Origin of the sequence: Streptomyces sp. NPDC018026, assembly GCF_044327745.1 — a bacterium.
Lineage (GTDB): Bacteria > Actinomycetota > Actinomycetes > Streptomycetales > Streptomycetaceae > Streptomyces > Streptomyces rubrogriseus.
Map to the genome: position 1 here is coordinate 19,475 of NZ_JBIRFY010000030.1, position 13,272 is coordinate 32,746.

At 68.4% G+C, this 13,272-nt stretch carries 12 protein-coding genes; 11 read left to right on the forward strand and 1 reads right to left on the reverse strand.

Features of this window, described 5'->3' with window-relative positions; all coding sequences use genetic code 11:
* Positions 1-144: 144 nt before the first annotated feature.
* The 11 genes from ACH4D3_RS40630 (at position 145) to ACH4D3_RS40680 (ending at position 12,448) form a co-directional block, all read left to right on the forward strand.
* Positions 145-942, forward strand: a complete 798-nt coding sequence (locus ACH4D3_RS40630; protein WP_398332800.1) for an alpha/beta fold hydrolase — start codon at positions 145-147, stop codon at positions 940-942.
* Positions 939-2,570 (forward strand): FAD-dependent monooxygenase, encoded by a 1,632-nt coding sequence (locus tag ACH4D3_RS40635; protein ID WP_398332801.1) that lies wholly within the window; start codon positions 939-941, stop codon positions 2,568-2,570. The genes ACH4D3_RS40630 and ACH4D3_RS40635 overlap by 4 nt, the downstream gene beginning before the upstream one ends.
* 18 nt (positions 2,571-2,588) lie before the next feature.
* The gene (locus tag ACH4D3_RS40640) at positions 2,589-4,691 is read left to right on the forward strand and encodes a hydantoinase/oxoprolinase family protein (protein ID WP_134655050.1); all 2,103 of its coding nucleotides are present in this window, start codon (positions 2,589-2,591) and stop codon (positions 4,689-4,691) included.
* An 11-nt stretch (positions 4,692-4,702) separates the two neighbouring features.
* A complete protein-coding gene (locus ACH4D3_RS40645; RefSeq protein ID WP_398332802.1) occupies positions 4,703-7,030 on the forward strand; it encodes a hydantoinase B/oxoprolinase family protein in 2,328 nt (775 codons plus the stop codon).
* A 36-nt stretch (positions 7,031-7,066) separates the two neighbouring features.
* On the forward strand, positions 7,067-7,726 hold the full coding sequence (locus ACH4D3_RS40650; protein WP_381610655.1) for a TetR/AcrR family transcriptional regulator: 660 nt from the start codon (positions 7,067-7,069) through the stop codon (positions 7,724-7,726).
* Between the two features lie 198 nt (positions 7,727-7,924).
* Positions 7,925-8,743: an alpha/beta fold hydrolase gene (locus tag ACH4D3_RS40655; RefSeq protein WP_398332803.1), complete on the forward strand. Its 819-nt coding sequence runs from the start codon at positions 7,925-7,927 to the stop codon at positions 8,741-8,743.
* A gap of 7 nt (positions 8,744-8,750) precedes the next feature.
* The gene (locus ACH4D3_RS40660; RefSeq protein ID WP_381610660.1) at positions 8,751-9,620 is read left to right on the forward strand and encodes a VOC family protein; all 870 of its coding nucleotides are present in this window, start codon (positions 8,751-8,753) and stop codon (positions 9,618-9,620) included.
* Entirely contained in the window at positions 9,617-10,381 is a 765-nt protein-coding gene (locus ACH4D3_RS40665) for a 3-hydroxybutyrate dehydrogenase (protein WP_381610663.1), read from the forward strand. Before ACH4D3_RS40660 ends, ACH4D3_RS40665 begins: the two co-directional genes overlap by 4 nt.
* A 46-nt stretch (positions 10,382-10,427) precedes the next feature.
* Complete coding sequence (locus ACH4D3_RS40670) at positions 10,428-11,084, forward strand: chorismate mutase (protein ID WP_398332804.1); 657 nt, start codon at positions 10,428-10,430, stop codon at positions 11,082-11,084.
* A gap of 31 nt (positions 11,085-11,115) precedes the next feature.
* The gene (locus ACH4D3_RS40675) at positions 11,116-11,841 is read left to right on the forward strand and encodes a molybdopterin-dependent oxidoreductase (RefSeq protein ID WP_398332805.1); all 726 of its coding nucleotides are present in this window, start codon (positions 11,116-11,118) and stop codon (positions 11,839-11,841) included.
* Entirely contained in the window at positions 11,825-12,448 is a 624-nt protein-coding gene (locus ACH4D3_RS40680) for a cytochrome b/b6 domain-containing protein (RefSeq protein WP_381610671.1), read from the forward strand. Before ACH4D3_RS40675 ends, ACH4D3_RS40680 begins: the two co-directional genes overlap by 17 nt.
* Positions 12,449-12,525: 77 nt before the next feature.
* Here the strand turns inward: ACH4D3_RS40680 and ACH4D3_RS40685 are convergent, their stop codons facing one another.
* Positions 12,526-13,137, reverse strand: a complete 612-nt coding sequence (locus tag ACH4D3_RS40685; RefSeq protein ID WP_134655042.1) for a TetR/AcrR family transcriptional regulator — start codon at positions 13,135-13,137, stop codon at positions 12,526-12,528.
* Positions 13,138-13,272: the final 135 nt, after the last annotated feature.

Sequence of the window (13,272 nt, forward strand, 5' to 3'; positions counted from 1 at the left end):
TGAGCCGACGGAAGCGAATTCCCTGCCTCTCCGCGGTTGAACCGTAGATAGAGCCGTGCCGGCCGGCGAATGCAGGGGAACCAGTTGTCGGAAGCGCAATACGTGTAACGTACGATCAATACAGGAGGCGGTCGAGTGTCGGCCATGTCGCAGGATGCGGCCCCGTCGGGTGCGGGGACCGGACGGAAACCCGCCCTCGTTCTGCTCCACGGTGGTGGGCCGGGCGTAGACGCCACGAGCAACTGGGCCACGGTGCGCACCAGGCTCGCGGCCGGGTTCCGGTACTTCGCTCCCGACCTGCTCGGCTTCGGCACACAGATCGCAGCCGGTGAGGCGGGCGACGGCCCGCTCCAGGGCCCACGGGCCTGGGCACAAGCACGGGCCCGTCAGGTCCTGCGTCTCCTCGACCGCGAAGGCCTCGAGAGTGTGCACGTCCTCGGCAACTCGGCCGCGGGCGGAGCCGCCGCCCTGGCTCTCATGGCCGAGGCGCCCGACCGGGTCGAGCGCGCGGTCCTCATGGGCGGCGCGGGAACTGGACCACTGCCTCCCGCCGTTCCCTTCTACGACCGGCCGACCGAGCAGTCCATGCGGGCCACGCTCAGCCGGCTGGTCGCGGACGAGGACGCCCACGCGGAACTCCTCGACTCCCTCACGCCACTCCGGCTTGAGCAGGCGCGGCGCCCCGGTGCCGAAGCAGCCTTCCGGTCCATGTTCACGGATGTCGCCGACGGACCGTCCCCCGTCGACCTCTCGATGGTCCGTACCCCGGTCCTGGCCCTGCACGGAGCGTGCGACCGGGTCTCGGCGGTCGGTGTCTCCGAGCGCCTGGCCGACGCCCTTCCCCATGGGCACCTCAAGGTGGTGCCGGGAGCCGGGCACTGGATCCATGTCGATCGGCCGGACGAGTTCTGCGCCCTGGTAGAGGAGTTTCTGAGCGCGTGAAGCAGCCAAGCATCAGGAGAGAGGACCGAGTCGACGTCCTTGTCGTCGGGGCAGGACCCGCGGGTCTGACCCTCGCCATCGACCTCGCCCGCCGCGGTGTGGCCTGCCGTGTCGTGGAGGCGACCGAACAGCGGACCGTCAATCCTCGGTGCAATACCACGTCCGCCCGGTCCATGGAGATCTTCCGGCGGCTCGGGCTGGCCGGCGAAGTCCGGCGGGCCGGACTTCCGGAGGACTACCCGCCCTCCATCCAGTACCGCACGACGCTGCTCGGCGAAGAGATCTTCCGCATGGACATGCTCTCGGCCGGTGACGTGCTGGCCGGTGTCGGCAAGGAGGAGTGGCCCACACCGGAGCCTCAGCACAGGATCTCGCAACTGTTCCTCGAACCCGTCCTGGAACGGCACGCGAATACCCTTCCCGGGCTGGAGATCGAACGCGGGGTGCGGCTGGTGGAGCTGCGCCAGCACGAGGATCATGTCGAGGCCGTCGTGGACCGCGACGGCACCACCAGCGTCCTGCGGTGCGCCTACGTGGTCGGCTGCGACGGCGCACACAGCACGGTCCGCCGTCAGCTCGGGATCCGTTACTCCGGCGTCGACGCGATCCAGAAGTTCGTCTCGACCTTCGTACGGTCCCCCGAGCTGGGCCGCATCATCGCGCGCGACCCGGCCTGGACGACCTGGACCCACAACCGGCGGCTCGCGTCCATGATCGCCATCGACGGCGACGAGCTGTGGCTCAACCACGTCGCCTTTCCGCCCGATCACGACACCGACCAGGAGGACCCGGAGCAGTTGCTGCGGGAGGCCGTGGGTGCGGAGGTCGAGCACGAGGTCCTCGGCCTGGTGCGGTGGACCGGCCGTCAGATGGTGGCCGACCGGTACCACGACGGCCGGGTATTCCTCGCGGGAGACGCGGCACACATCTGGATCCCCGTGGGGGGGTTCGGCATGAACGCCGGCATCCAGGACGCCGTGACGCTGGGCTGGATGCTGGCGGCGGTCCACCACGGGTGGGCACCCCCGGAACTGCTGAACGCGTACGAGAAGGAACGCAAACCGGTGGGGGAGCAGTTCGCGGGTGCCGTGGGCTCGGCCGCGCGCGCGTCCTTCGCGGACGTGTCGCCGGACATCCACCTTCCCGGTCCGGACGGTGAGAGGGCCCGTGCGGAGTTCGCCGGACGACTCGCGACGACGGAGCCGCACCGGTACTCGCCCGACGGTTTCAGCTTCGGATACCACTACGCGGATTCACCGCTGGTGGTCGGAGGCGAGCAGCAGGCCGCGATCGACATGAAGGGGTTCCAGGAGCGTGCCCAGGCGGGTTTCCGCCTGCCGCACGCCTGGCTCGACGACGACCGGTCGGTGCTGGACGCGCTCGGGCCCGACTTCACCCTGTTGCGCACCGACGACGGCGTCGACGTGGGTGCCTGGACCGATGCGGCGCGCGAGCGGGGCATCCCCCTCGACGTGGTCGACCTGCCCGCGCGGTGGCCCGACCGCTACCCCGCCGCACTGCTCCTCGTACGCCCCGACCAGCACGTGGCCTGGATGGGGGAGGCGCACGCCTCCCCCGGGGAGCTCCTGCACACAGTCACCGGGCGCCCCGCCGCCCACGAGCAGTAGAAGACCGGGAGAAGGCACATGTCATACGCACTGGGCATCGACGTGGGCGGCACGTTCACCGACGCCGTCGCCTCGGACGGTGCCGGCCGCATCGTCTCGGCCAAGACACCGACGACCCCGCCCCATCGCGAGGTCGGCGTCATGCGGGCGATCGAGGACATCGCCGGTGAACTGGGCATCGGCGTCGGTGAGCTGCTCGCGCAGACCGACTACATCGCCCACGGCACGACCGCGTCGATCAACGCCCTGGTCCAGGGGACGGTGGCCGACGTCGGCCTGATCGCCACCAAGGGTCACCGCGACGCGATCTACATCATGAACGCCGAGGGGCGCACCCTCGGGAGGGCCGCCCACGAGGTGCAGGACACGCTCCGCCAGCGCAAGCCCACTCCGCTGATTCCCAAGCACCGGGCGTTGGAGGTCACCGAGCGGATCGACCACGCGGGCAAGGTGCTGGTCCCCCTCGACGAGGACGAGGTGCGCGAGGTCGCGCGGTCCCTCGTGGACCAGGGGGTCGAGGCGATTGCCGTCTGCCTGCTGTGGTCCTTCAAGAACGCGGCCCACGAGGAGCGCGTCCGCGAGCTGATCCATGAGATCGCCCCGGACATGTACGTGACCCTCTCGTCGGAGGTCAGTCCACGCATCCGGGAGTTCTCGCGGACCTCCACGACGATCATGAACGCCCAGATCGGGCCGCGGCTGCGCATGTACCTGACTCCGCTGCAGAGGCAGTTGGAGGAGAACGGGCTCAGGGGTCCGCTGCTGGTGATGCAGAGCGAGGGAGGGACCATCACGGCCGACCGCGCACCGGAGCACGCCATCACCACGGTCGGTTCGGTTCTGTCCGGAGGCGTCATCGGCGGCATGCGGATGGCCGAACAACTCGGACACCGCAATGTCATCACCACCGACGTCGGCGGAACGACCTTCCTGGCGGGCCTCATCGTCGACGGGGAACCGGTCATGGCGCCGGGTTCCATCGTCAACCAGTATCCGATCAACGCGGCGACCATCCGAGTGCACACGATCGGCTCCGGCGGCGGCGCCCTCGCCTCCGTGGACGACGGCGGAAACCTGCGGCTGGGTCCGCAGAGTGCCGAAGCCGTCCCCGGTCCCGCCTGCTACGGCAACGGAGGCACCCGGCCCACCAACACCGACGCCAACCTGGTTCTCGGCATCCTCAGCCCCCACGGGCTGCTCGGCGGCAGGAAGCCTCTCAGGATGGACCTGGCACGCGAGGCGATCCGTGAGCATGTCGCCGAACCCCTGGGTCTCACCGTCGAAGAAGCCGCCATCGCCATCCACGAGGTGCAGAACGCACAGGCGGGAGACCTTCTGCGCCGGGCCGTCGTCCAGGCAGGCTATGACCCCCGCGATTTCGTCGCCTACGCCTTCGGCGGTGCCGGCCCGGCCCACTGCGCCGGGTACTGCCACGACCTGGGCGTGAGCGAGGTGGTCGTCCCCCTCGGTCCCGTCGCCTCCGCCTTCTCGGCCTACGGGCTCGCGGCCTCGGACGTCGTCCTGAGCGCCGAGCTCTCCGATCCCTCCTCCTTCCCGGTCGAGCACACCGTGCTGGAGTCCCACTACGCCCGGCTCGAAGCCGATCTGCAGCGCGCGCTCGACCGCCAGAAGGTCAAGTTCCAGGACGTGACCATGCAGCGCGAGGTCGACCTCCGCTACTCGATGCAGGTCAACGAGCTTGCGACCACCCTCCCGGACGGCGGATTCACTGAACGCACCGGTGACGAGATCCTGGAGCGCTTCGAGGAACAGTACGAGCGCATCAACGGGTCGGGGGCCGGTTACCGCGAAGCGGGTGTACAAGCGATCACCTACCGCGCGCGGGCCAAGGCCAGCCTCGACTTCCCGGTCATTCTGCCGGACGTCGCGCAGGCCGACGGCCCCGATCCCGCCGAGGCGTTGCTCGACACGCGGGGCGTCTGCCTCGACTCCCAGACCGGCTTCGTGCCCACCCCCGTCTACGACTACGCCCGGCTGCGTGCCGGTCACGAGATCACTGGACCGGCGATCGTCGACGTCCCGACCACCGTGGTGGTGGTTCCCGCCGGGGTCACCGGTCGCGTCGACCGTCTCGGCAACCTCGTGCTCAGCTACCAGTGAGGACACCTTCCATGGCATCGAAGATTCCCGGAGCGGACGAGTTCACCAGCCGGCCCGTTCCACGCGAGGAACTGCTCCGGCAGATCCCGGCCACGCTGCCGCTGCACCAGATCGACGACGAACAGGTCGGCCAGGTCAACGCGCTGACGTACGAGGTCGTCCGGCACCGTCTGTGGGCCATCACCCAGGAGATGGGGGAGACCCTGCGGCGGATGTCGGGCTCGCACGTCGTCACCGAGTCCAACGACTTCAACTTCTCCATCTGCGACGAGCTCGGTGAGCAGGTCCAGGTCGGCGCCTACAACGTGGGCCTCATCGGCTCCATGGACCTGGCCATCGTCTGGACACTGCGCAACCGCAGCGACAACCCCGGCATCGCCGAGGGCGACATGTTCCTCTGCAACGACCCGTGGATCGGCGGCGGGCTGCACCAGAACGACGCCGCGGTGCTCGCCCCGATCTTCCACGACGGCAAGCTGTTCGGCTGGACTACGGCCATCGCCCACCAGGTCGACCTCGGCGGTCCGCGGCCGGGCTCCTTCAGCCCCTCGGCCCAGGACGTGTTCGGTGAGGCGGTGCCCACACCGCCCATGAAGGTGGTCCGGGACGGCGTGCTCCAGCGCGACGTGGCCGATGCCTGGGTCCGTAGGTCGAGGCTGCCGCACATGGTGGGGCTCGACCTGCGTGCCAAGATCGCCGCCAACAAGAACGCGGCGGACCAGATCCTCCGGCTCATCGACAAGTACGGTGCCGACACCGTCAAGGCCGTCATGCGGCGGATGATGGACGACGCTGAAAGCCGTCTGCGGGCCAAGCTGAAGACCCTGCCCGACGGCACCTGGACCGCGGTCGGATACCAGGAGCAGTCGCAGACCGGCGACCGCGACCTGCACGCCATCAAGGTCGCGATGACGAAGGAAGCGGACCGGCTGGTCTTCGACTTCCGCGGCACGGCCGGGCAGACCGGCATCATCAACTGCCCCTACCCGGGACTGCGGGCCGGGATCGTCTTCACGATGCTGCCCCTGCTGGCCGGGACCATTCCCTGGGCAGCGGGCGGACTGATGCGCTGCTTCGAGATCATCACGGACGAGGACACCATCACCAACGCCTCGTTCCCGGCAGCCGTGGGCAAGGGGCCGTTCGGTCCGGCGTGGGGATCGGGCAACCTGGTCGCCGAGGTGATTGCCAGGATGCTGGACGCCGAACCCGACCATCGCGAGGACGTTCAGTCGATCTGCAACGGAACCACTGACCTCTGCGTGGTCTCCGGCGTCGACGTCCGCGGAGGCGGCAGCAAGGGCTTCGTGTCACCCATCTTCGACGTCATGGCCGGCGGCTACGGGGCGCAGGTGCACCACGACGGCGTGGACACCGGCGGCCGGCTCATCATCCCCTCCGCGCGGGCACCCGACGTCGAGATGACCGAGTACCTCTACCCGCTGGTCGCCCTGTGGCGTCGTGAGCAGACCGACTCAGGCGGGCCCGGCCGGCAGCGGGGCGGGATGAGCGGCTCCGTCTGCTACGTGCAGCACCCGGACCAGAGCGGAACGTTGTCACTGGTCATCTCCGGAACGGGCAAGGTCGCGAACCAGAATGTCGGCCTGGCCGGCGGATACCCGGGCAACTCCCAGCTCGACCTCGTGGTGCGTGGCATCGACAGGCCGCAGCTCGCCGGGGCGACGGTGATTCCCGCCGGCCTGGACGATGTCGGCGGCGACATCGAGGTGCTGCCCTGCGAGGGAGAATCGACCCTCGGCCCCGATGACGCGCTCTATCTGCATTGGCAGGCGGGCGGAGGATACGGCGACCCACTGCTGCGTCCGGCAGAGACCGTGCACGACGACGTACTTCAGGCGCGGGTCTCGGTCGAGGCGGCGAGGGACGTCTACGGTGTCGTCCTCCAGGACGACTCCCGAGCGGTGGACGTGGCCGCGACCGAGGAGACGCGCGGGCGGCTGCGGCAGGGTCGGGCGACGGGCGCAGGTCTGCCCGGCACGGAGCTCGCGCCCATCGGCACGCTGGACCTCGACGGTGTCCACCGGCTCGACGACAACCTCGCCTTCACGGAGAATCCGGAAGGCAGGACCGTCGTGTGCCTGCATTGCCGCACCACCATCGGACCACTTGAGCACGGCGCGTTCGTCGCGGCACTCGCCCGCCGCGACGCGCCCCCGACCGACGCGGGTCCGCACATCTGGCACGACCCGTCCGTGTATGTCGACAGGGAAGTGGTCTTCCGTCAGTTGTTCTGCCCGGGCTGCCTGACGACGGTCAACTCCCGCGTTGTGCCTGTCGACCACCCGCTGCCCTACGACGACTACCGCAAGTGGGCGTGAGTCCGTCGCATACCCTGTCGGGCCTATCATGGATCTATGGCAAAGGTGAGGGAACCCGCATTGTCCGCTGCCACCCCGAGCAGCCGCGACGTCATCCTCGACGCGGCACGTACCCTCGTCACGAGCCGGGGCTACGACGGTATGGCCATTTCAGACCTGTGTACGGAGTCAGGGCTGCCGGCCAGTTCGATCTACTACCACTTCGGAAACAAACTCGGCGTTCTGGCAGCACTTCTCGAGCGATCCTTCGAGGAGGCGCACGCCCAGTTCCCGGCCCCGTCCTCGTTCGACGACCTTGATCCGCTCCCGCGTTTCGAGGCATGGATCACCAAGGCGTGCGCGTCGCTGGACCAGCGGCCGGACTACCTCCGCCTTCTGCTGGCCATCAGTGTGGGCCCGCACAAGGACGTCGAGATGGTGCGGACGACTGTGCGCCGCATCCGTGACTCGGCCCACGCCTCCTGGGTGGATGCCCTCACCCCCGTCTTCGCCGCGGGAGGCAGCGAGCAGGAGCACGCCTTCGTGGCGCAGCTCGCCGTCGTCGGCCGGGCCATGACGGACGGGCTGTCCGTAGCCAACAGCTTCGACGGCATGAGCTACAGCTCGAACGTCGCCTCGTTCATCTCCCTGGTGCGCGGTCTCGCGAGTGAGCGCGGCCTGACGAATGGCGCGGCTTCCGGCGTCGGTGAAGCGTGAGTAAGTAGCGGTTTCCCCTCGCGTCCCACCGGTGTGGAACCGGTACCGCCCCGAGTCATCTCGGGGCGGTTCGCGTTTTGAGTGGACGGGGGTCCTGCGGGCTGTGTGGATGCGGGAAGTCCTGATCACTGATTGGATTTCACTGACCGCTGATGTAGAGTGAGCGTTACATACAGTGGATGGGTCGGAGGTGTGGGGATGACCAGCACGTTGGACGTCGGGGACGCGGAACTCGCGTATGTGGAGTCGGGTACGGGCACTCCTGTTGTCTGGCTGCATGGCTCGGGGCCGGGTGCCACCGGAATGAGTAATTTCGGTGCGAATCTTGCGGCTTTCGGGGACTACCGCAATATCGTGGTGGACCTCCCGGGCTGGGGTGATTCTCCGCGGCCGGTATCCGATGAACCGCTGATCTTCCACGCGGCCGACCGAGTGCTGCGTGCGATGACGGCGCTGGGGATCGAACGAGCCCACCTGGTCGGTAATTCCTACGGCGGTGGCGTGGCGATGCGGATTGCCATGACCCGCCCGGACCGTGTCGACCGGCTCGTTCTCATGGCACCCGGGGGAGTCCTCCCGAAGGACGCGCCCTCGTGGCCCGTCGGGCTTGAGAAGCTCTTCGGCTACATGGCCGCCGCGAAGCCCTCACGTGAGGACATGGCAGAGTTCGTACGTCTCATGGTGTACGACCAGACCCTTGCGACCGACGCCCTCATCGACGAGCGGTACGAGTCGAGTCTCAAGGCCCATCCGGAGCTGCCGATCCCTCCGAATTTCGGCGATCTGACGCCGGACCTGGCCCGCGTGGCAGCGCCCACGCTGCTGGTGTGGGGGCGGGAGGACCAGACCGTACCGCTGACCTGGGCGCCGACGATCCTGCGGGGCATTCCCGACGCGGAGCTCCGGGTGCTGCCGAACTGCCGACATTGGGTGCAGTACGAGCGGGCCCCCGAGTTCAACCACATCGTCCGTGAGTTCCTCAGGGGCGGAGCAGCAGCCGCCGCAACGAAGGAGTAAGGCCGCCATGGGTGTTCGCAAGCTGGGCTATGTCGGACTCGACGTCACCGACGTCGATGCCTGGACCGACCTGTTCAGTCGAACGCTGGGTGTCGGAGCCACCTTCGACAAGATCGGTACGGAGGACGTGGCGCTACTGGAACTCGACGAGTTCAAGTATCGTCTCGCGCTCCACCCGTCCGAGCAGGACAGCCCGCGACAGTTGGGGTGGATCGTTGACTCACCCGCCGAACTCGACAGGATCACCCGGCGGCTGACCGACGCCGGATTCGCGGTCCAGGACGGCGCCGAGGACGAGGCCGAGCTCCGCGGAGCCACTCATCTGCGCTGGTTCACCGACCCTGCCGGTATACGTGTGGAGCTGGCAGTCGGGGAGCGCAAGGCGCGGCCCGCCCCGGCCCGCCCGGCCGACGCCAGTCCCGGCGTCACGGGGCTCGGGCACCTAGTCCTGGCCAGTCCCGCACTCGACGAGCTTCGCGAACTCTATGAGTCCGTGCTCGAGTTCAAGCTGACCGACTACCGTGCGCCGGGGCTCTACTTCCTGCGCTGCAACCGGACCCACCACAGCATCGCGCTCGCGCACGCGGAGACGACGGGCATCCATCACCTGGAGATCGAGCACGGATCGCTCGACGACGTCGGTCGCGCCCACGATCGAGCGGTGGCCCACGAGGTACCCGTCTCGATCAGCCTCGGCCGGCACATGAACGACAAGGCGATCTCGTTCTACGTCAAGAATCCCAGCGGCTTCCACCTCGAGATCGGATACGGCGGCATAGAGGTCGGCGACGACTGGGTTCCTCACGACTTCGGAACCTCGGACGTCTGGGGACACCGGCACGCCGAGACCAACCCGTTCACCGCCCACGCGTCATGAGCGGCGGACTCCCGGGCCCCGACCTCTCCGGGCGGCGGGCCGTCGTCACCGGAGCGGCGAGTGGTATTGGAGCGGCTGTGGCCGAACGACTCGCGGGCCTCGGGGCACACGTCGTCGTGTGCGATGTCGATGCCGAGGGCGCTGAGCGGACAGCCCAGCACATCGGCGGCGAGGCGCTGGTGCTCGACCTGAGCCGGACCGCCGACCTGGCGGACCTGCGGCTCGAGGCGGATATCCTGGTGAACAACGCCGGGATTCAGCATGTCTCGCCCGTCGAGCAGTTCGAGCCCGAGAAGTTCGCCTTCATGCTGCGACTGATGCTGGAAGCCCCCTTCCTGCTGAGCCGTGCGGTCATCCCGTACATGTACGAGCGAGGCTGGGGGCGGATCGTCCACGTCTCCAGCGTCCACGGCATACGGGCCAGTGCGTACAAGTCGGCCTACGTCAGTGCCAAGCACGGTCTCCAGGGACTCTCGAAAGTCATCGCGCTGGAGGGAGCGGCCAAGGGGGTCACCAGCAATTGCGTGTGTCCTGGCTATGTTCGCACCCCTCTGGTCGAAAACCAGTTGGCCGACCAGGCCGCAGTGCACGGCATGAGCGTTGACGAGGTGGTGTCGAAGGTCCTTCTGACGCGGGCGGCCGTGAAACGTCTGATCGACCCCCACGAAGTGGCCGGCTCCGTCGCGTTCCTGTGCTCGCCGGAGGCGTCGTCCATCACGGGCACGCAACTGACCCTCGACGGCGGCTGGAGCGCGTCCTGAACCGCCTCACCCCCTTCTTACTTACAAACCCAAACCGAGGTAACAAGTGAATCCCCGCAAGAGCATGACCCGTTGCGCCACCGTCGCCGCGCTGTTCGTCGCGACGACGGCTCTGGCCGTGCCGCAGGCCATGGCCACGACTTCCCCCAAGAGCACCGGGGCGGCCTCCAGCAGCGTGGACAGGACCGCAAGGCCGCTGGGCAAGCTGGGCGCTCTGACCGATCTCGTCATCGAACGCCTCAACGTGAGCGACGACGTGGCAGCCTCGAAGTTCGGCACCGACTCGCCCATCGAGGACCCGGCACGTGAAGAGCAGGTGCTGGAGCAGGTACGGACGCAGGCTGCTGCCGCCGGAGTGGACCCGGACATCGCGGCGGCCTTCTTCCGGGACCAGATCACCGCGAGCAAGGTCGTGCAGAAGGGGCTGTTCGCCCGCTGGACCGCTCATCCGGAAGAGGCGCCCACGACGCGTCCCGACCTCGGCCAGATCCGCCAGCAGCTCGACCGGCTGACCACGGAGCTGCTCCAGGAGCTCAAGAACACGGAGGAACTGCGCGGCCGGCCCGTATCCTGCACGGTGCAGCTCGCCCTGGCCACCGGGTCGGGTGCGGTGCTGGAACGGCTGGACACACTCCATCGCCAGGGCCTCAGGGTGGCCACGGACTCCGTATGCCGTTTCCCTGAGGCGACCGGCCGAGGCTGACCGGGTTCCGCACCCGTCGGGAGGTGAACAGGTGGATTCCGAACCGTCCGAGGAACGCGGTGCTCCTGTGGGGCGGCGCGTCTTCCTCGGCACGCTCGGTCTCGGTGCCCTGGGCGTGCTGGCCGCGCCCAGGCTGCAACGCGGCATGGAAGCGTTCCTAGGTGGTGCCGCCGACCTGGATCCGACGGGTCTGACGGGGCTGCTGCCAAACGGCGGAGGTTTCCGCTATTACTCGATCACCACGTCCGTTCCGCGCAAGGACGCCGGAAACTACCGGTTGACCGTGGACGGCCTCGTCGATCGTCCGACGACGTACACGCTCGCCGATCTCAAGGCGATGACCCAGACCCGTATGGTGCGCGACGTCCAGTGCGTCACCGGGTGGCGGGTGCCGGGCACGCCGTTCGAAGGGGTCCGTCTGTCCGCGCTGCTGGACGCCGCGGGAGTTCACGCGTCGGCGGGAGCGGTGCGCTTCACCTGCTTCGACGGGGCCTACTCGGAGAGCCTCACGCTGGAACAGGCGCGTCGCGCGGACGTCCTGGTCGCCCTGCGCATGCAGGACAAGGACATCGGCCACTCCCACGGCGGACCGGTCCGCCTGTACGTGGCGCCCATGTATTTCTACAAGTCCGCAAAGTGGCTCTCCGGCATCACCGTCACGGAGGACGTCCAGCCCGGTTACTGGGAAGAGCGCGGCTACGACATCGATGGCTGGGTGGGCCGTTCGAACGGGCGGGACGATGAGCCCACGACTTGATGCCGAGCAGACCACTACGGATGTTCGGCGCTTCAGCCCCGCCGAGCGCTGGGCGCACCGTACGACGGCCCTGCTGATGGGCGTATGCGTCCTGACCGCAGCCTCTCTGTACATCCCCACGTTGGCCCAGCTCGTCGGCCGGCGCGCCCTGGTGGTCGCCGTGCACCAGTGGAGCGGAGTCGCTCTCCCGGTCCCCGTCCTGATCGGCCTCGGTTCCCGCGCTCTACGAGCCGACCTGGGCCTGCTCAACCGCTTCGGACCGCACGACCGCCGCTGGCTGCGCGCGGCGCTGCGCAGGGACAGGCGGCCGTCGTCCCGGCCGGCTCACAAGTTCAACGCGGGGCAGAAGCTCTATGCCTCCTGGAGTGCCGGTGCCACGCTCGTCATGCTCGGCACCGGGCTGATGATGTGGTTCACCGGCCTCACCCCGCTGAAGTGGCGTACGGGCGCCACGTTCGTCCACGACTGGCTGGCGCTCACCCTCGGCATCGTGCTCGCCGGTCACATCGGCATGGCCATGGCAGACCCGGAGGCCCGCCGGGGCATGCGTACCGGCTCGGTCGCACGGGACTGGGCGAAGCGGGAGCACTCGTTGTGGCGGCCCTGACCTTGAACCCGGCCCGCCGTGTGTACCAGTACGCCGAGCGTGGCCGAAGCACTGGGCGGCGCCGTACCGGCGGCGCCTCAGGCGTGCGTCGGCTTGGCAGAGAAGCGTGTGGAGTGGACCTCGAGGAGCCGCTCGACGCCCGTCAGGAAGGTTTCGCACACCAATACCGGGTCGAAGAGGCATCCGGCGGCCATCGCGCCGTCGCGCATCATGACGAAGTGATGGGCGGCGCGTTCGGCGGACTGCTCCCGAATCCTGCCCAGAAGCTCCATGACGGTGTCCAGGAACCACTGACGGTGTTCCAGTACGGCCACGTGCACAGGGTGATCCGGATCGGGGTACTCGGCGACGGCGTTGAGGAAGGCGCAGCCCCGGAACCCGGGCGACTGGATGTTCTCAGCGATGGACGCGCTCAGTGCCCGGATGGTGTCGGCGGCCGGTAGCTTCGCGGCCACGGCGGCGTCGACCTGGCTGCGCACGGCGCGATCGACCTCCGTCAGGTAGGCGACGACGAGCGTCTCCTTGCTGGGGAAGTGACGGTAGAAGGTCGCCCGGGTCACCTGCGCCTCAGCGACGATGCGGTCGACGCCGACGGAGTGGATCCCTTCGGCGTAGAACACCTGGCTGGCTGTCTTGAGCAGCCGGGTCCGCGCTTCGGACGGCCGGCTTGCGGATTCGCTGCGCACCATAGTGCCATCTTAGCGGGTAGAACGTTCGGTCTTGACAAGCGGCCCCGTTCTTGCCAGTCTTAGCGTACAGAACGTTCAGTCTCGCTGAGGCAGTGTCATCGGGATTGCCGGGGCCGACCCTATCCGGACGGCCGA